This window comes from Nocardia sp. NPDC050712, assembly GCF_040654295.1.
GTDB lineage: Bacteria > Actinomycetota > Actinomycetes > Mycobacteriales > Mycobacteriaceae > Nocardia.
Genome location: NZ_JBFAHT010000006.1, coordinates 465,481 through 482,527, shown reverse-complemented (window position 1 = coordinate 482,527; position 17,047 = coordinate 465,481). Strand labels below are relative to the sequence as shown.

The 17,047-nt window shown below is 68.9% G+C and carries 17 protein-coding genes; 10 read left to right on the top strand and 7 right to left on the bottom strand.

Annotation, left to right across the window (positions count from 1 at the left end; genetic code table 11):
* The first annotated feature begins 76 nt into the window (after nucleotides 1–76).
* Both AB0H76_RS37575 and AB0H76_RS37570 read left to right on the top strand, forming a co-directional pair.
* On the top strand, nucleotides 77–1,069 hold the full coding sequence (locus tag AB0H76_RS37575) for an alpha/beta hydrolase family protein (RefSeq protein WP_357332234.1): 993 nt from the start codon (nucleotides 77–79) through the stop codon (nucleotides 1,067–1,069).
* 101 nt (nucleotides 1,070–1,170) lie between these two features.
* Nucleotides 1,171–2,418 (top strand): Nramp family divalent metal transporter, encoded by a 1,248-nt coding sequence (locus AB0H76_RS37570; protein ID WP_357332189.1) that lies wholly within the window; start codon nucleotides 1,171–1,173, stop codon nucleotides 2,416–2,418.
* Here the strand turns inward: AB0H76_RS37570 and AB0H76_RS37565 are convergent.
* Together AB0H76_RS37565 and AB0H76_RS37560 are read right to left on the bottom strand one after the other, a co-directional pair.
* Complete coding sequence (locus AB0H76_RS37565; protein ID WP_357332187.1) at nucleotides 2,415–3,440, bottom strand: SDR family oxidoreductase; 1,026 nt, start codon at nucleotides 3,438–3,440, stop codon at nucleotides 2,415–2,417. The genes AB0H76_RS37570 and AB0H76_RS37565 overlap by 4 nt on opposite strands.
* Nucleotides 3,441–3,496: 56 nt before the next feature.
* Complete coding sequence (locus AB0H76_RS37560; RefSeq protein ID WP_357332185.1) at nucleotides 3,497–4,297, bottom strand: enoyl-CoA hydratase-related protein; 801 nt, start codon at nucleotides 4,295–4,297, stop codon at nucleotides 3,497–3,499.
* 132 nt (nucleotides 4,298–4,429) lie between these two features.
* Between AB0H76_RS37560 and AB0H76_RS37555 the strand changes: the two genes are divergently transcribed.
* Nucleotides 4,430–5,671 carry a helix-turn-helix domain-containing protein gene (locus tag AB0H76_RS37555; protein ID WP_357332183.1) on the top strand — a complete coding sequence of 414 codons (1,242 nt, stop codon included), beginning with the start codon at nucleotides 4,430–4,432 and terminating at the stop codon, nucleotides 5,669–5,671.
* On the opposite strand, the gene AB0H76_RS37550 is transcribed toward AB0H76_RS37555, so the two are convergent.
* The 3 genes from AB0H76_RS37550 to AB0H76_RS37540 all read right to left on the bottom strand — a co-directional run bounded on the left by AB0H76_RS37550 (nucleotide 5,624) and on the right by AB0H76_RS37540 (nucleotide 9,864).
* Nucleotides 5,624–6,616 (bottom strand): hypothetical protein, encoded by a 993-nt coding sequence (locus tag AB0H76_RS37550; protein WP_357332181.1) that lies wholly within the window; start codon nucleotides 6,614–6,616, stop codon nucleotides 5,624–5,626. The genes AB0H76_RS37555 and AB0H76_RS37550 overlap by 48 nt on opposite strands.
* Before the next feature lie 6 nt (nucleotides 6,617–6,622).
* A complete protein-coding gene (locus tag AB0H76_RS37545; RefSeq protein ID WP_357332179.1) occupies nucleotides 6,623–8,221 on the bottom strand; it encodes a lipase family protein in 1,599 nt (532 codons plus the stop codon).
* A 125-nt stretch (nucleotides 8,222–8,346) separates the two neighbouring features.
* Nucleotides 8,347–9,864, bottom strand: a complete 1,518-nt coding sequence (locus tag AB0H76_RS37540; protein WP_357332177.1) for an aldehyde dehydrogenase family protein — start codon at nucleotides 9,862–9,864, stop codon at nucleotides 8,347–8,349.
* Between the two features lie 275 nt (nucleotides 9,865–10,139).
* Here AB0H76_RS37540 and AB0H76_RS37535 point away from each other — a divergent pair, with 275 nt between their 5' ends.
* From AB0H76_RS37535 to AB0H76_RS37525, 3 genes are read left to right on the top strand one after another with little or no spacing between them, the layout of a single operon-like run.
* A complete protein-coding gene (locus AB0H76_RS37535; protein ID WP_357332175.1) occupies nucleotides 10,140–11,144 on the top strand; it encodes an ATP-binding cassette domain-containing protein in 1,005 nt (334 codons plus the stop codon).
* Nucleotides 11,141–11,950 carry an ABC transporter permease gene (locus AB0H76_RS37530; protein WP_357332173.1) on the top strand — a complete coding sequence of 270 codons (810 nt, stop codon included), beginning with the start codon at nucleotides 11,141–11,143 and terminating at the stop codon, nucleotides 11,948–11,950. The genes AB0H76_RS37535 and AB0H76_RS37530 overlap by 4 nt, the downstream gene beginning before the upstream one ends.
* Nucleotides 11,947–12,810 carry an ABC transporter permease gene (locus AB0H76_RS37525; RefSeq protein ID WP_357332171.1) on the top strand — a complete coding sequence of 288 codons (864 nt, stop codon included), beginning with the start codon at nucleotides 11,947–11,949 and terminating at the stop codon, nucleotides 12,808–12,810. Before AB0H76_RS37530 ends, AB0H76_RS37525 begins: the two co-directional genes overlap by 4 nt.
* Before the next feature lie 27 nt (nucleotides 12,811–12,837).
* Here the strand turns inward: AB0H76_RS37525 and AB0H76_RS37520 are convergent, their stop codons facing one another.
* Together AB0H76_RS37520 and AB0H76_RS37515 are read right to left on the bottom strand one after the other, a co-directional pair.
* A complete protein-coding gene (locus tag AB0H76_RS37520) occupies nucleotides 12,838–14,034 on the bottom strand; it encodes a lycopene cyclase family protein (RefSeq protein WP_357332169.1) in 1,197 nt (398 codons plus the stop codon).
* A gap of 86 nt (nucleotides 14,035–14,120) precedes the next feature.
* The gene (locus AB0H76_RS37515) at nucleotides 14,121–14,597 is read right to left on the bottom strand and encodes a hotdog fold domain-containing protein (RefSeq protein ID WP_357332167.1); all 477 of its coding nucleotides are present in this window, start codon (nucleotides 14,595–14,597) and stop codon (nucleotides 14,121–14,123) included.
* Between the two features lie 476 nt (nucleotides 14,598–15,073).
* Between AB0H76_RS37515 and rpsJ the strand changes: the two genes are divergently transcribed.
* The 4 genes from rpsJ to rplW are packed head-to-tail and all read left to right on the top strand — an operon-like array spanning nucleotide 15,074 to nucleotide 17,035.
* On the top strand, nucleotides 15,074–15,379 hold the full coding sequence (gene rpsJ / locus AB0H76_RS37510; RefSeq protein ID WP_003938093.1) for a 30S ribosomal protein S10: 306 nt from the start codon (nucleotides 15,074–15,076) through the stop codon (nucleotides 15,377–15,379).
* Between the two features lie 14 nt (nucleotides 15,380–15,393).
* Nucleotides 15,394–16,062 carry a 50S ribosomal protein L3 gene (gene rplC, locus AB0H76_RS37505; RefSeq protein ID WP_357332165.1) on the top strand — a complete coding sequence of 223 codons (669 nt, stop codon included), beginning with the start codon at nucleotides 15,394–15,396 and terminating at the stop codon, nucleotides 16,060–16,062.
* Nucleotides 16,059–16,733 (top strand): 50S ribosomal protein L4, encoded by a 675-nt coding sequence (gene rplD / locus AB0H76_RS37500; protein ID WP_357332163.1) that lies wholly within the window; start codon nucleotides 16,059–16,061, stop codon nucleotides 16,731–16,733. Before rplC ends, rplD begins: the two co-directional genes overlap by 4 nt.
* Nucleotides 16,730–17,035, top strand: coding sequence for a 50S ribosomal protein L23 (gene rplW, locus AB0H76_RS37495; protein WP_030522697.1), 306 nt, complete (start codon nucleotides 16,730–16,732; stop codon nucleotides 17,033–17,035). Before rplD ends, rplW begins: the two co-directional genes overlap by 4 nt.
* Nucleotides 17,036–17,047: the final 12 nt, after the last annotated feature.

Genomic DNA, 17,047 nt, shown 5'->3' with positions numbered 1-17,047 from the left:
GATTCGTCGACAGAACCGGCGCCGTGGCTCCCGAGCCGCGGCGATGATCGCGGCATCCGCAGTACTGGCGGGTGTCATGACCGGGCTCGGCGCGTCACCGGCATCGGCGGTAGACCCGGTGATCGATAACAAGGCGCTGCTGGCCAACCCGGTCGCGCCGGACGGTTCGAAGATCACCAAGGCCGAGATCAAGGACGGGCGCAATATCCGGCTGCACGTCTACTCGGCGGCCATGGATAAGACCATCCCGGTCGACGTGCTGCGCCCGGCCGACGCCTCGGTGCCGCGCCCGGTGCTGTACCTGCTCAACGGCGCCGGCGGCGGCGAGGACCAGGCCTCCTGGAACGCCAAGACCGACGCGCTGACCTTCCTGAGCGACAAGGACGTCAACGTCGTGCAGCCCATCGGCGGCAAGTGGAGCTACTACACCGACTGGATCAAGGACGATCCGACGCTGGGCCGCAACAAGTGGACGACGTTCTTCACCGAGGAACTGCCCCCGCTGGTCGACGGCGCGCTGGGCACCAACGGCGTGAACGCGATCTCGGGCCTGTCCACCTCCGGCACCACCGTGCTCGCGCTGCCGATCGCCAAGCCCGGCCTGTACAAGGCGGCCGCCGCCTACAGCGGGTGCGCGCAGACCTCCGATCCGGTCGGCTCGGAGTTCGTCAAGCTCACCGTCGAGACCTGGGGCGGCGGCAACACCGACAACATGTGGGGCCCACAGGGTTCGGCCGAGTGGGTGAAGAACGATCCCTACGTGAACGCCGAGGGGCTGCGCGGCGTGGATCTCTACATCTCCACCGGCACCGGCCTGCCCGGCCAGTACGACACCCTGAACGGGGAGTACGCCCTGCCGGGCGCCTACGGCCTGGCCAACCAGCTGCTGATCGGCGGCGTCATCGAGGCGGGCACCAACTTCTGCACGCACAACCTGCAGAACAAGCTGAACGAGCTGGGCATCCCGGCGACCTTCAACTTCCGCCCGACCGGCACCCACTCGTGGGGCTACTGGAACGACGATCTGCATCAGTCGTGGCCGGTGCTGGCCCGCGGTCTCGGCCTCTGAATCTGTTCGACTCCGCCCTGGTCACCCCTCGTGACCAGGGCGGTTTGCTTTTTCCGGGGTAAGCTAAACACAAAGTTCGGTAACCCGTAAAATTCTGTTCCGTGAGTACAACCCTCGGGGCGCCGGAATCGTCCGCGCGGCGTGCGCGCTCCTTCTTCGCGCTGCTCGGTCCGGCGTTCGTGGCCGCCATCGCCTACGTCGACCCGGGCAACGTCGCGTCCAACATCAGCGCGGGCGCCGAATTCGGGTACCTGCTGGTGTGGGTCATCGTGATGGCGAATGTGATGGCCGGGCTGGTGCAGTTCCTGTCCGCGAAACTCGGGTTGGTCACCGGCATGTCGCTGCCGGAAGCGGTTCGCGAGAAGTCCGGCCGGCGGCTGCGCCTGGCCTACTGGGGGCAGGCCGAAACCGTCGCGATGGCGACGGACCTGGCCGAGGTGGTCGGCGGCGCGATCGCTTTGAAGCTGCTGTTCGGGCTGCCGCTGGTGGTGGGCGGTCTGATCACCGGCGTGGTGTCGATGGGACTGCTGCTGGTGCAGGACCGGCGCGGCCAGCGCCCCTTCGAGCGGGTCATCACCGGGATGCTCGCGATCATCGCGATCGGCTTCCTGGCGAGCGTGGTGATCGCCCCGCCGTCGGCGAGCGAGACCATCGGCGGCCTGGTGCCCAAGTTCGACGGCGCCGAGAGCGTGCTGCTCGCGGCCGCCATGATCGGCGCGACCGTCATGCCGCACGCGGTCTACCTGCACTCGGGTCTGGCGCGGGACCGGCACGGCAGCCCTGAACGCGGCCCGCTACGGGTGCGGCTGCTCAACGCGACCAAAGTCGATGTCGGGCTGGCGATGGTGCTCGCGGGCACGGTCAACCTGTCCATGCTGCTGATGGCCGCGAACACGCTGCGCGGCCGGGAGAACGTGGACACGCTCGAAGGCGCGCACGCGGCCGTCGAGGATGTGCTCGGCCCGGTCGCCGGACTGCTGCTCGCGATCGGCCTGCTCGCGTCCGGGCTCGCCTCCACCTCGGTCGGCGCCTACGCGGGCGCCATGATCATGGAGGGCCTGATCCAGCGCCGGATTCCGCTGCTGCTGCGCCGCCTGATCACGTTGATCCCGGCCATCGTGATCCTGGCCGCGGGCATCGATCCCACCCGGGCGCTGATCATCTCGCAGGTGGTGCTGTCCTTCGGTATCCCGTTCGCGCTGATCCCGCTGGTGCGGCTCACCAGCGACCGCGTGCTGATGGGCGCCGATGTCAACCATCGGGTCACCACCGCGCTGGCCTGGCTGGTGGCGCTGATCATCAGCGCGCTCAACGTCGTACTGATCTACCTCACGGTCACCGGCGCCTAGACCCAGTTCTCGATCCAGTACTTCCAGATCCGCGCCGCGTAGGCATCCAGCGGCGGCACCTTGATGTCGGTGCCCGCCAAGGCCTCGGTGGTGTTGCGGCAGTCGAAGCGGCAGCTGAACTCGCTGTGCTCGAGCACCTCCAGCGGCACGCCGACCCGGGGGAGCAGCCAGTTCGCGCCGGGCACCCGCAGCGTCAGCGCCAGCGTCGGTTTGGGCATCACCTCGACCAGGTGCGGTGCCCCGGCCTCGTCGGCGAACAGGTTCAGCGCCTCCGTGGCGCCGAACCGGCGCGGGTCGACCAAATGGTAGGTCTCCGAATTCGGGCCGGGTCGATGCGCGATGTGGTCGAGGGCGCGGGCCACGAAATCGACCGGAACCATATTGGTTTCGCCGAGCTTGGGCGCGAGCACCGGCAGCAGCCGCGGCAGTTGCGCGGCCATCCGCAGCAGCCGGAAGAAGTGGTACGGCCCGTGGATCCGGTGGATCTCGCCGGTCTCGGAGTGCCCGATCACGATGGAGGGCCGGTAGATCCGCCATGGCAGCGGGGACTCCCGCACGATCCGCTCGGCGTCGAACTTGGCCTGCTGCGCCGGCGTGTGCCGCGCCTCGTCGGTCTCGAACATGTCCTCGGTGAACACGCCCTCGGACCGGCCCGCCACCTCGACCGTCGAGACGTGATGCAGCAGGGCGGCCTGGAGGTCGATGGCGGTGTCGACCACGTTGCGGGTGCCGGCGCCGCGCCCGAGCGTGTCGTAGCCGACCGCCAGGTGCACGACGTGCTCGATCCGCCCGCGCTGCTCGGCCAGCCAGTCCGGATGGATCCCGAGTAGCGGCGCGCCGAGGTCGCCGTGCACGGGCCGGACGCGGTCGCCCGCGTTCCAGTCGCTCGCGCACTCGGCGAACCGGTCGGCGGCGTCGATCCCGGGCCGCACCAGGACGTGAATGTCGCCCTGGCGCTCGAGCAGCTCAGGGATGAGAAATCGACCGATGAACCCAGTTGCTCCAGTAACCAGGTAAGTCATAGCCAGTCAACATAGTCCGCTCGACCGGGGCCTACCCAGCGGCCCCGGTCGGGCGCTCAGTCCTGGAAGACCGGCTTGCGCTTGGTCAGCATCGCGGTCGCGCCCTCGAAGAAGTCGGGGGACTGCAAAAGCTCACTCTGCCCGGCCTTCTCGGCCGCCAGCGCGCCGTCCAGGGCGCTCAGGGTGGCGTTGTTCAACGCCTGCTTGGTGAGTTCGAGCGCGCGGCGGGGGCCGGCGGCCAGCTTCGCCGCCGCGGCCTCCACCTTCGCGTCCAACTCGTCGTCGGCGAGCACGGCGGTGAACAGGCCCGCCCGCTCGGCGGCCGGCGCGGGCAGCCGCTCGCCCAGCAGCGCCATCTCCGCGGCCAGCGGGCGACCGGCGGCGGCCGCGATCATGGCGGCCGCGCCGCCGTCGGGCATCAGGCCGATATTGATGAAGGCGAGCAGCAGGTAGGAGTCCTCGCTCGCGTAGACCAGGTCCGCCGCCAGCGCGATACCGACGCCGACGCCCGCGGCCGCGCCCTTGACCCGCGCGATCACCGGGACCGGGGCGTCCACGATCGCCTTGACCAGGCGGTTCGCCGCGTCCATGACCATGTCGGAGGTGATGCCGCGGGCGGCCTCCTCCGGTCCGGTGGACAGGTCGGCGCCGGTGCAGAAGTCGCTGCCCTCGCCGGTCAGCACGATCACCCGCACCGAGCGGTCCGCGGCGGCGGCCACGAAGGCCTCGCCCAGGGCGAGCATGGTGTCGTAGTCGACGGCGTTCTTGCGCTTGGGCTTGGTCAGGGTGACGCGCAGGATCTTGCCGTCGCGAACCGCAGAGAAACCCGCCGGTCGGTCGGAATCGGGATTACCCATTGTGTGCTCCTGGTCTGGCATTCGGCGGGCGTAGCGCCATGAATAATGGTTAACTTTGCGAATTGTGGTTAACTTAGGTGGACTGGTCCGGCGCTGTCAACAGGCGGTGCCGAGGGAGAACGGGAGAGGTGCATGGTCGCGGATCGCAGCGAGGTGGACCTCGCGCCTGCCGCCCCGGTTCGCCGTCGTCCCAAGGACCGAAAGGTACAGATCATCCGGGCCGCCGCGCGGGCTTTCAGCGAACGCGGCTACTACCCGGTGGGCGTCGACGAGATCGCCGCGGAGGTCGGTATCTCCGGCCCCGCGCTGTACCGGCACTTCACCAACAAGTACGCGCTCCTGGTCGCCGCCGCGGAGGAAGGCGCCAAGCACCTGCTGACCGTGGCCGTCGCCGCCGACGACCCCCAGCTTCCGCCCGGCGAACGCCTGGACGCGCTGATCCGCGCGATCGGCGAGCACACCATCGAGATCCGCCGCGAGGCCGGGCTCTACCGGTGGGAGCGCCGCTACCTCGAACGCGTCGACCGGATTCGCATCCGCAAGATCTACGAGGACCTCAACGCCACCCTGGCCGCGCCGATCGCGCTGCTGCGCCCGCAGGACCCACCGGCCGATGTCGCGATGCGCGCCGCCGCCGTGCTCAGCGCGATCGCCAGCATCTCCGCGCACCGCACCGCGTTGTCCGGGGCCCGGATGCTGCCGCTGCTGCACGACATGGCGCGGTCCGTGCTGCGCGTCGAATTACCGAGCGCCCCGCCCGACCCCGACCCCGGGCCCGCCGTGCGCGGCCTGCCGGTCACCTCCAAGCGCGAACAACTGCTGACCGAGGCGATCCGGATCTTCGGCCGCCAGGGCTATCACGAGGCCAGCATCGAGGAGATCGGCGCCGCCGTCGGGATCAACGCCTCCAGCGTGTACCGGTACTTCACCAGCAAGGCCGACCTGCTGGCCGCCGCGTTCTACCGCACCGGTGACCGCGTCGCGATGGCGATCACCGAGGCGCTCGCCGAGGCCACCAGCCGACCGGACGCGGTGCGCCGCATTGCCGAACGCCAGGCCAAGCTGACCTTCGCGATGCCGGAGATCATGCCGGTCTACTACGCCGAGTTCTCGAATCTGCCGCCGGCCGAGCAGCACAAGCTGCGCGCCATCCAGCGGCAGAACGTGCTGGAGTGGGCCAACCTGCTCGACGGCGATCCGGTCGAGGCCCGGTTCCGGGTGCACGCCGCGATCGGCCAGGTGATCGACGTCGGACGGCTCGTTCGCTTCGATTCCCGGCCCGAACAGCTGGCCCGCGTCAGCAGACTGATGGCGGCCGTGCTGCTCTCAGACGGCGTGCTCGACCGCCCACTCGAGGACGTCGGCGGCCGCTAGCCCCAGCACGTCCATATGCGCGCCACCGGTGTACGTCCGGTGCACCACCTCCGCTCCGTTCCCGGCCAGCTGCGCGCACGAGCGCGCGGCACTGGCCGGCGGCGACACCGGATCGGCTTCGATCGTGCACACCAGGAACGACTTGGTCGGCGTCGGCGGAAGACTCCGGCACCGGGTCAGCGCCGCGGTGACCGGCGTCCGGGCCGCAACTCGGTGCACACCCAGATCGCCGACGGTGTACGGCGCCAAGAGCTCCCGCATCTGCCGGACCGACAGGGACGTGATCGCCGACAGGCACTCGGCTCCGGTGCGAGTGAGGAAATCCTCGGGGCGAAAGCTCGCATCGGTGCCGCGCATGCCCGCCAGCAGCACCAGGATCAGCGCGTCGGCCGGCCGGTCGGCGTCGGCGGTGACCTCGGTGAAATAGGGGAGATAATCCGGCGGCGCCAGCGCCACCGCGCCCTTGTAGTTCAGTTCGAAGCCCGGGTGCGCGGCGTGCAGCGCGGCCCGGCCGCCCTGGCAGAAGCCACCGGCCAGCACGGTCTTCTCGATCCGCTCGTCGAGTTCGCGCGCGGCCGGGCAGATGCCCATGAGGTCGGCGGCGATTTGGTGGGTGCCCGGGAACGGACTGAGGCCGCAGCCGTCCAGGCCCTTGAAGTCGGCGGCCGCCACCGCGAAACCCCGTGCCAGCCAACCGGACAGGTGCTCGCGCTCGACCCGGGGCAGGCCGCACACCGACGGCGCGCTGTGGCGATCGAGCCCGACGAAGCAGTGCGCCCAGGTCAGCAGCGGCATACTGGCCGGCTCGCCGGCCGGCAGAAACACCGACCCGGAGCTGACCCGCCCGCTATCGCGATAGCGAATCCGATAGCCGCCGCCCGCGCCGGCCGGCCACAACTCGGGCGGCAGCGGGCAGACTTCGGCCAGGTGTGTCCACGTGGTCACCGCGGCTCACTCCGCCCGGCCGAACAGCCAGTAGCCGGGTGCCCCTTCGTCGTCGCCGGTCAGGAAGTGCACGACGCTCGCGGCCAGCTCGTCCACCACGAGGTAGCCGTCGCCGTCGGTATCGGTCAGCCCGAAGATGACATCGGACTCGGCCTCGGCGATGCCGAGCCCGTGCGTCACCGCGCGGAACTGCGCGCGCGAGATCTGGTCGCCGGTACCGTCGATCAACCCCAGGACGGCCGTCACGAGTTCGCGCGCGGCGTCGGTGATCTCGGCCGGCACCGGGCCGGCATCGGTGGCGAGGAACTCGGTCAGGTCGACGTGGCCGTCGCCGTCGCGGTCGTAGTGCTGGATCAGGTGCCGGGCCAGCTGCTCGTAGCCCTCGCGCACCCGGATCGCGATCGGGTCGCCCAGCGGGTGCCCGAAGCTCTGCACCAGCCGCAGCGCGTGGGCGCGGAAGTCGTCCGGGCCGATCCGGCCGTCGCCGGTGGCGTCGAGGATCCGGAAGCGGATGTCGCGGTCGTCGACCCGCTGCTCGGCGGCGTCGACGGCGGGCGCTCGGCTGACCAGGCCGACAGCCCAGCGGGTGGCATGATGGCCCGCCGGTTCCAGCAGCGCCACGTGATCCAGGGTCTCGAAGTCGTGGAAGCGGACGTCGGTGCCGCACTCGGCCAGTTCCTTGGCGAACTCGCTGCCCTGATGCGAGGTGAACACCGGGTCGGCGCCGCCCGCGAACAGGAACAGCGGCCGGTCGTACTTGGTCACCGGCGGACTCGTGGAGGCCAGGGCGTCGACGAGGGGCTGCCAGGTCGCGATGCCGGTGGTCCCGGCCTCGTCGTTGGTGGTGGCCGAGCACAGCCGGTCCAGGTCCTGCATGGACTGCTGCCCGGCGGCTTCGAGCAGCGACCGGCCCACCGGCCCGAGCCGATCGCCGGGATCGAAGTCCGGGCGCCGGGTGTGCAGCCCGGCCAGGATGGTGGGGACGAGCGCGTGCACCGGCTGCGCGCCGTCCACGGTGTAGGGCGCGACGAATTCCAGGAAGCGCACCGGCGGCGCCAGCGACACCGTGCCGCGCCAGTCCAGTTCCGGCGCGTAGGCCGTGCAGATCGCCGCCGCGAACAGCGAGCCGTGGCCGCCCTGGGAGAACCCGCCGATCACGGTGCGGGTGTCGATGTTCAGATCCATCTGGTGCACGGCCCGCGCGATGTCGATGATGTCGTCGGCGATGGCCTCACCGTCGAGGTAGGGGTGCGGTTCCTTGGTGCCCAGACCCTCGTAGTCGGTGGCGGCGACGACGAATCCGGCGGCCAGCCACTGCGCCAGGTGCCCGCGCTCCTCGGGAATCAGCCCGACCTTGGAGGGCGCGTTGTGCTCGTTGCTGCCGACCGTGCAGTGCGCCCAGGTCAGCACGGGCGCCGAGGCCGAGCCGAGCTCCGGGACGAAGACCGAGCCGCCGACGGCGCGCTTGCCGCCGCTGAAATTGGAGGCCACGTATTCGATGCGGTAGCCCTGCTGCGTGGCGTCCGGCCACAGCTCCGGTGGTAGCGGTTCGACGGTGAGAAGGGTGCCGTTGGCGAGCTCCGAGCAATCCACTGCGGTAGTCAAACCGTCCTCCGATGCGCGAATGAGGGTGACCGAACGACAACGGGACGAGCTTGGATCGAGCCTAGTGAAAGCCGACCGCTTGCCATGTGGGAACGGTCGACTTCAGCCTCTGACCGGGCGCGGGCTCAGGTGCGACGCGCGTGCCGGATGCGGAACATGGTGCGGGCCGTGCGCAGATGCCGGCCCTGACGATCGAAGGTGGACAGGTTCACCGGCGCGCGATATCGCTTGCGGGCGATCGACAGGGTCCGGCTGAACTCGCGCAAGCCCTGGTCACCATGGCTGTGGCCCTGGCCGTACTCGCCGACGCCGCCGAAGGGCAGTGCCGGGATCCCGGCGTAGGCGCTGGAGGAGTTGATCGTCACCACGCCGACTCGCAGCCGTTCCGCGAACGCCGGAACGCTGGCGGCGTCGCGGGTGAACACCGAGACCGCCACCCCGTTGCCGGTGGCGTTGATCCGCCGCGCCGCCTCCTCCATCGAGGGCACCCGGTTCACGATCAGCACCGGCCCGCACGCCTCCCCGGTGACCGCGACGCTCTCCTCGGGCACCTCGGCCAGCACGATCGGCTCGATATAGGGCTCCCGGAACGAGTCCAGCCCGCCGACAACGGCTTTACCGCCGCGGGCCAGGGCGTCGCGCACCTGTTTGCGCACCACGTCGACCTGTGACTCCACGATCATCGGCCCGTAGCTGGCCCGCTTGCTGGCGCCGGGGCGCAGACGGCGGGCCTGATCGGCGACCAGTTCCAGGAACCGGTCGTACACCGAGTCGGCGACGTAGGCGCGCTGGATACCGGTGGGGTTCTGGCCGGCGTTGGCCATCGCGCCGAAGACCGCGGCCTCGGCGGCGTCGTCGAGTTTGGCGTCGACCTGCACGACCATCGTGCCCTTGCCGCCGCGCTCGATCACCACGGGCGTCAGCGTCTGCGCGCAGAGCGAGATCACCTCGCGGGCGCCGGGATCCGAGCCGGCGTAGGCGATCTTGTCGAGCTTGGCCCGGCACAGCGCGTTGGTGGTGGACTTGTCGCCGGTGACGGCCTGCAACACGGGCTGGCTCGGGGCCAGCCGGCTCCAGCTCTCGGCCAGCCAGACGCCGACGCCGGTGGTCAGCTCGTGCGGTTTGAACACCACCGCGTTGCCGGCGGCCATGGCGTAGGCGATCGACCCCATCGGCGTGAAGACCGGGTTGTTCCAGGATCCGAGCACGCCGATCACACCGAGCGGCAGGTAGCCGACGGAGGCGTGCTGGTTGCGGGTGAGCCAGGTGGAGCCGAGCTTGCGGCGGTGCAGGACGCGGTCGGCGTTGCGGGCCGCCCAGTCCAGGGTCTCCACCGCGAGCATCACCTCGATGGCGGCGTCCGCCTCGGGTTTGCCGGTCTCCTCGCAGACCAGGTCGACCAGCTCGCCGGCCTGCCGGGCGATCAGGCGTTTCCAATCCAGCAGCCAGCGCTTGCGGCTGCCGGAACCCAGTCCGGCCCACCACTTCTCGGCGGCGCGGGCGGAGCGGACGGTGCGGTTGAGTTCGCCGTGCCCCATCACGGCGTAGTTCCCGACGATTTCCCCGGTGCGCGGGTCGTACGAGGTCAGCACATTCGAGCCACCCCGTTGCCCCGCTACTCGTGATTGCGCGGACTCGGCCATTCGTCTCACCTCCCTGAATTGCAGGGTATGGGCGTGTTCGCGGCCCGACAAGGCACTGACGCCGCCACCGCACTGCCCTTGACGGCGCGACCAGCGCCGATTCCGAATTGCGCCAATGCAATTCGAGATCTGTGAGCAACGACACACTTAGCTGATGGTGGAAGTGGGTACGGCGCTGACGCCTCGGCCGGTTTCACCCAGCCGGTAACATCACGCCCATTGGGACGGATCTCCTCCGGAGACGCCATGCCGCCCCGGCCGATAGTGGAGAGTTGATGCCGAGCTTGACCAAGCCAGATTCGCACGTGGAGACCCTCAGCGGGCCGGAACGTGAGACAGCGGTCTTCGTAGAGGACGTGCACAAGTCCTTCGGGGACGTGCACGCCCTGCAGGGCATCAGTTTCACCGCCGACAAGGCCAGCGTGCTGGGTATCCTCGGCCCGAACGGGGCGGGGAAGACCACCATGGTCAAGATCCTGTCCACGTTGCTGCGCCCGGATTCCGGCACCGCCGTGGTCGCCGGCCACGACGTGCGGACCGACCCGGCGGCCGTGCGCCGCTCGATCATGATGACCGGCCAGTACGCCGCCCTGGACGAGAACCTCTCCGGGCGCGAGAACCTGGAGCTGTTCGGCCGCCTGATGGGCCTGCGCAAGGCCGCCGCCCGCAAGCGCGCCGACGACCTGCTCGAGCAGTTCGACCTGGTCAGCGCGGGCCGGCGCGCGGTGCGCAACTACTCCGGCGGCATGCGCCGCCGGGTGGACATCGCCTGCGGCCTGGTGGTGCGGCCCGAGGTGGTGTTCCTCGACGAGCCCACCACCGGCCTGGATCCGCGCAGCCGCCAGGGCGTCTGGGATCTGGTGCAGGTGCTCAAGTCGCAGGGCATCACGGTGCTGCTGACCACGCAGTACCTCGAGGAAGCCGACGTGCTGAGCGACAACATCATCGTCATCGACAAGGGCACGGTGATCGCCGAGGGCACCGCCGACGAGCTCAAGGAGAAGACGGGCGGCAGCTTCTGCGAGGTGGTCCCGCTGGACCCGAGCAAGCTGCAGACCGCCGCCGACGCGCTGGGCGATCTCGTGCCCGCCGCGGTGCTGGCCGACCTCGGTTCGTCGGACCGGATCTCCTTCCCGGCCCCCGATGGCGCCACCACCCTGGCCGAGGCGCTGCGCCGCCTGGACTACGTGGGTGTCGACCTCGCCGACATCGGCCTGCGGCGCCCGTCGCTGGACGACGTCTTCCTCTCGCTGACCGGGCACTCGGGCGGCAAGGCGTGAGTGCACCCACCGCCGATCCGGGGGTGCTGTTCGCGCAGCTACCCTCGGCGAAACCGTCGTCGTTCGCCCAGTGGCGGGCGCTGACCGGCCGCGTCGTCTGGACCATGGCGACCAAGGGCGAACTGATCGTGGCCTTCGTGACGCCGCTGGTGTTCACCCTGGGCTTCTATCTGCCGCTGAAGTTCGTGATGCAGTTCCAGGGCATCGACTACAAGCAGTTCGTCATGGCGGTGATCGTGCTGCAGACCATGGCCTTCACCATGATGTCGAACGCGCAGCTCTCGGCCTTCGAAGCCTTGACGGGTCTGAGTACCCGGCTCCAGACCATGCCGATCGGCATTCTGGTGCCCTTCTCCGCGCGCATCTCCGCGGGCCTGGTCCGTTCGGTCACCTCGCTGATCGCGGCGATCCTGTTCGGGCACATGATCGGCTTCCGCTTCCTGGCGGGGTTCTGGCAGGCCGTGTTGTTCTGCGGGTTCTCCCTCGCGGTCGGCACCGTGCTCGCGATCGGCGCCGATGGTCTCGGCTCGCTGACCAAGAGCCCCGAATCGCTGAGTCAGGCGCTGACCCTGCCGACGCTGATCTTCGGCATGCTGTCCACCGGGTTCGTGCCGGAGAGCAGCTTCCCCTCCTGGATTCAGCCGTTCGCCCGTAATCAGCCGATTTCCCAGTGGTCGAGCGCGATGCGGGCGATGGCCGATCACGGTGTCACCTGGGACGGGCTGTGGGTGCCGCTGCTCTGGCTGGGCGGCCTGGCCATTGCGTTTATTCCGTTTGCGATCTGGGCGAGTGTGAGGCGGTCATGAGTTCCGTGGAGGCCACCGAAGCGCCGCTGGAGATCTCGGCGGAGAACTGGACGGCGCTGCCCGAGGTGGCGACACCGTCGGAGAACGCGCTGTCGACCCTGGTGTCGCACAGCCTGCTGCAAGCCAAGCGGCTGCTGTTCGGTTGGGCGCGCGACCCCGCGACCACCATTCAGACGCTGGTCTATCCGGCGCTGACGCTGCTGATGTTCGATGTGGTGCTCGGTAATTCGATCAGCAATGCCACCGGTAAGCCCGCCATCTACGGCCAGGTCGCGATGATCACCCTGGTGGCGGCCATGTCCGGTGCGGTCGTGAGCGCGCTCGGCTTCAAGACCGAGAAGGCCACCGGGCTGCTCGGCCGGTTCTGGACCATGCCCCTGCATCGCGCGGCCGGGCTGACCGGTCGGCTGCTGGCCGAGGCCGTGCGCGTGCTGATCACCACCCTGTTCGTGCTCGGCGTCGGGTTCACCCTCGGCTTCCGTTTCGATCAGGGCTGGGTCGCCGCGCTGGCGCTGATCGCACTGCCCGTGCTGTTCGGCGTCGGCTTCGCCGTCCTGGTCACCGCGCTGGCGACCATCACCGAGGGCGTCATGCTGGTCAGCCTGGTGACCATCGTGAACACCCTGCTGATGTTCTTCAACACCGGCTTCGTCCCGAAGGTCGCCTACCCGGTCTGGTTGCAGGACATCGTGGCGAACCAGCCGATGAGCTGTGCCATCGAGGCGATGCGCGGCCTGTCCTACGGCGGCCCGGTGGCGGAATCGCTGTGGAAGACCGTCGCCTGGACGGTCGGCTTGATCGTGCTGTTCGGCTGGCCCGCGATCCGCGGGTACCAGCGCGCCGCGCAAACCGCGGGCTGAGAATCGCCGTCGAACGCCGTGCCGGACCTATCCGGCGCGGCGTTCGCTGCGTTCCGGGGCGGCCGCGAACGGGAAGTCGACCCAGCGGTCGCGGTTGGTCCAGCCGACCAGGTCGTAGCGCCAGCGGAACGGCCAGGTGTGGGCGACGGTGTTGAACAGGACCGCGCCGAGCGCGGTGTAGTCGTCGTGGGCCGATAGTAGGGCGCGCTGGCCGCGCTCGGATTCGGTGAAGAACGCCTCGAACATGGCGGTGGACTGGTCGGTGGTCAACCGGCCCAGCCCCCACAGCCCGCGCATGCGCATCCAGTAGACGAGGCGGGCCCGCCAGGGCCACAGCGCCTCGATGGGGTCGCGGCCCGCGCGCACGGCCGCGATCGCGGTGTCGGCCAGGGTGAGCGAATCGGCCACGCTGTATCCGGTGCAGGGATGCATCATCCCGCCCCGGGATCCGAACGGGACCGCCTGTGCCACACCCTTTTTCGGTGGCGGCTGATCGATCGGATAGTGCGCGGCCTCGGTGGGCTCGGTGCCTTCGATCCGGATCCCGTGGGTGGCCAGGCGATGCAGCGTGCGTCTGCGTAGCTCGTGCTGGGGCATACCGCCGCGTAGCCCGAGGCTGGTCTCCTCGAAGATCACCGTGCCGTCGCCGAGCGGGACCGCGTAGAGGAACGAGGGCGGCTCGTCCGGGCCCGCGCCGTTCTCCGGTCGCCAATCCAGCAGCAGGCCCTCGCCCTCGGCGATCATCGGCGCGGCGGTCTCGGCGGCGACGAAGATGCCGTGTGCGCTCGCGGCCCGGCGCCGGCCCAGCGCCGGCACGCCGCGGCAGTCGAAAACCGTTGCGGCCCTGAGGATCGTGCCGTCGCGCAGTTCGACCTCATGGGTGTCGACGCGGGTGGCGCGGCCGGTGATCACGGTGGCGTCGTCCAGGGCGAGCGCCGCGTGCAGGCCCGGCTTGGACAGCACGCAGTAGGGGCGCGGAATCCGGTGCGCGGTCTTGGTCCAGACGGTCGGCGCCTCGATCCGCTGGGCGATGGCACTGGCGGGCAGCCACTCGGGCAGTTCGTCGATCCAGCAGGAGAAGGTCTCGGGCCACAGCCGGTCCGGGCGCGGGTCCACGGCCACGACTCGCAATCCGGCCCGCATCGCGCGATGCGCCAGCGCGCGTCCGGTCGGCCCCAGCCCGACCACGCACAACTCGAATTCCCCACCCACGGTCGCGCTCATAGACGCATCTAAACCGTTTCGCCAGTCCGGTGGCAACAACCCGCCGGGCGCGGCCGGAGTGACCTCCGCCGCACCCCGCCGGCCTGCTACTTCGGGGTGACCCAGGTGGTGATCTCGGCGTGCACGACCTCGAGTCCGTGCTTGTCGTACACCGAGATCGGCACCACGACGTTGGTGCCCTCGGTGATCTGGGTGAAATCCGGAATCTCGGGCAGCTTGGCGACCGCGCGCAGCCCCGTCTCGGCCTTCGCGAGGTACTGCACGTTCATCGCCTTCGGGATCCAGCGATGGGTGGCGGGCACCGTGGCCTCGCTCAGCATCCCCATCGCGACCTCGGCCAGGTTGCACGCGGCGATCGCGTGGTAGGTGCCCAGATGGTTGTGAATGCCGAACCACTTCGGCGAGGTCACCTCGCACAGGCCGGGCTCCAGGCGCACCACGCTCGGGAGCACCGTGCCGAAATACGGAACCCGCGCCACCATTCCCAGCGAGAACAGCGTGTGGCCCAGCCGGTTGTCCGGCAGCTTCTTCCAGCCGCGGTAGGTCGCGGTTTCCTTCGTCATGGCCCGTATCTTACTCAAGAGTCAGTTCAAAGCGATAGAGCCTGCTCAGGCGCGTTTGACCGGGGATCCGGGGGCGGATTTGAACTGGGCGATCGCGTCGGGCATACTGTTCGGGTTGCCTTGCACAGGGTCGTGCTCACTCCTATGGAGTGGAGCGTGATCAGCGAGGCGAGTACTACATCGTGTACTTCACCGGGAATCCGGTGTGAGTACGTCCGGGACACTGTTCCGAGCCTGAGATGAAGTTTTGATCCAGCGCTGGGGACTGAGCAACAGGGCGACACGCCCGACCGCGTGGACCGGAGAACCATGACAGATGAACAGCGGCGAGAGATTGAGCGTGCCTTGCGCGCGCCTCGATCGTGGTCTCACGTGAGACGTCTTCGTGTGTTCGGGCTGTGTAAATGAGGGTGGTTTCGGCCGAGCTCCAGGGCTTTCCGGGATCACGAACGAAAGCGGAGAAAAGGACACTTAGCGTGGCGGGACAAAAGATCCGCATCAGGCTCAAGGCCTACGACCACGAGGCGATCGACGCGTCTGCGCGCAAGATCGTCGAGACGGTGACCCGTACCGGGGCCCGTGTCGTCGGCCCGGTGCCGTTGCCCACCGAAAAGAACGTGTACTGCGTTATCCGCTCGCCGCACAAGTACAAGGACTCGCGCGAGCACTTCGAGATGCGCACGCACAAGCGGCTTATCGACATCCTCGACCCGACGCCGAAGACGGTTGACGCGCTGATGCGCATCGACCTGCCGGCCAGCGTCGACGTCAACATTCAGTGACGGGGACTCGAGACATGACTATTGACAACAAGAGCAGGCCTGCGGCCGGCATCCTGGGCACCAAGCTCGGTATGACCCAGGTGTTCGACGAGAACAATCGCGTCGTTCCCGTGACCGTCATCAAGGCCGGACCGAACGTCGTCACCCAGATCCGCACCGAGGAGCGCGACGGCTACAGCGCCGTTCAGATCGCTTTCGGCGCCATCGACCCGCGCAAGGTGAACAAGCCGGTTTCCGGTCAGTTCGCCAAGGCCGGTGTCACCCCGCGCCGCCACGTTGCCGAGATCCGCGTCGCGGACGCGTCCACCTTCGAGGTCGGCCAGGAGCTTTCGGCCGACGTGTTCGAAGAGGGCACCTACGTCGACGTCACGGGTACCAGCAAGGGCAAGGGCTTCGCCGGCACCATGAAGCGTCACGGCTTCGCCGGTCAGGGCGCCTCGCACGGTGCGCAGGCTGTGCACCGTCGCCCGGGTTCCATCGGTGGTTGCGCCACTCCCGGCCGCGTGTTCAAGGGCATGCGGATGTCGGGCCGGATGGGCAACGACCGCATCACCACCCAGAACCTCTCGGTTCACAAGGTGGATGCCGAAAACGGCTTGCTGCTGATCAAGGGCGCTGTCCCGGGTCGTCGCGGCAACGTCGTGGTGATCAAGAGCGCCGTGAAGGGTGGTGCACACGCATGACCAGCCTCGAGAAGAAGGCCAGCCTGACCCTGCCGGTCAAGGAAATTGGCGGCAAGACCAACGGGACCGTTGATCTGCCCGCCGAGATCTTCGACGTGACGGCGAACATCTCGCTGATGCATCAGGTTGTCACCGCGCAGCTCGCTGCGGCTCGCCAGGGCACCCACTCCACGAAGACTCGTGGCGAGGTCCGTGGTGGTGGCAAGAAGCCGTACCGGCAGAAGGGCACCGGTCGCGCCCGCCAGGGTTCGACCCGCGCACCGCAGTTCGTCGGCGGTGGCGTCGTGCACGGCCCGCAGCCGCGCGACTACAGCCAGCGCACCCCCAAGAAGATGAAGGCCGCCGCTCTGCGTGGCGCCCTCTCCGATCGGGCGCGCAACGAGCGTATCCACGTGGTCACCGAACTGGTCGCGGGTCAGAACCCGTCGACCAAGACCGCCAAGACCTTCCTGTCCGAGCTCTCGGATCGCAAGAAGTTCCTGGTTGTCATCGGCCGCGAGGACACCGCCGCGTGGAAGAGCGTGGCGAACCTGGAGAACGTGCAGCCGATCGCCCCGGATCAGCTCAACACCTACGACGTGCTGTACAGCGACGAGTTGGTGTTCAGCGTCGAGGCTCTGAACGCTTTCGTTCACGGCCCGGCCGAAGCGGCACAGGAGGAGAGCAAGTGAGCACCATCGCCGACCCCCGCGACATCCTGCTGGCGCCGGTCATCTCGGAGAAGTCCTACGGACTGATCGAGGAAGGCACCTACACCTTCATCGTGCACCCGGACTCCAACAAGACGCAGATCAAGATCGCCGTCGAGAAGGTTTTCGGCGTGAAGGTGACCAGCGTCAACACCGCCAACCGTCAGGGCAAGCGCAAGCGGACCCGCTTCGGTTACGGCAAGCGCAAGGACACCAAGCGCGCGCTCGTGACCATCTCGGCCGACAGCAAGCCCATCGAGATCTTCGGAGGCCCGGTCGCGTAAGCGCCTGGGAAT

What these genes read in the sequence shown, in the direction of transcription:
- AB0H76_RS37575 (WP_357332234.1), top strand. Translation starts at nt 77, where the DNA reads ATGACCGGGCTCGGCGCGTCACCGGCATCGGCGGTAGACCCGGTGATC.
- AB0H76_RS37565 (WP_357332187.1), bottom strand. Translation starts at nt 3,440, where the DNA reads ATGACTTACCTGGTTACTGGAGCAACTGGGTTCATCGGTCGATTTCTC.
- AB0H76_RS37560 (WP_357332185.1), bottom strand. Translation starts at nt 4,297, where the DNA reads ATGGGTAATCCCGATTCCGACCGACCGGCGGGTTTCTCTGCGGTTCGC.
- AB0H76_RS37555 (WP_357332183.1), top strand. Translation starts at nt 4,430, where the DNA reads ATGGTCGCGGATCGCAGCGAGGTGGACCTCGCGCCTGCCGCCCCGGTT.
- AB0H76_RS37540 (WP_357332177.1), bottom strand. Translation starts at nt 9,864, where the DNA reads ATGGCCGAGTCCGCGCAATCACGAGTAGCGGGGCAACGGGGTGGCTCG.
- AB0H76_RS37535 (WP_357332175.1), top strand. Translation starts at nt 10,140, where the DNA reads ATGCCGAGCTTGACCAAGCCAGATTCGCACGTGGAGACCCTCAGCGGG.
- AB0H76_RS37525 (WP_357332171.1), top strand. Translation starts at nt 11,947, where the DNA reads ATGAGTTCCGTGGAGGCCACCGAAGCGCCGCTGGAGATCTCGGCGGAG.
- AB0H76_RS37520 (WP_357332169.1), bottom strand. Translation starts at nt 14,034, where the DNA reads ATGAGCGCGACCGTGGGTGGGGAATTCGAGTTGTGCGTGGTCGGGCTG.
- AB0H76_RS37515 (WP_357332167.1), bottom strand. Translation starts at nt 14,597, where the DNA reads ATGACGAAGGAAACCGCGACCTACCGCGGCTGGAAGAAGCTGCCGGAC.
- rplC (WP_357332165.1), top strand. Translation starts at nt 15,394, where the DNA reads ATGACTATTGACAACAAGAGCAGGCCTGCGGCCGGCATCCTGGGCACC.
- rplD (WP_357332163.1), top strand. Translation starts at nt 16,059, where the DNA reads ATGACCAGCCTCGAGAAGAAGGCCAGCCTGACCCTGCCGGTCAAGGAA.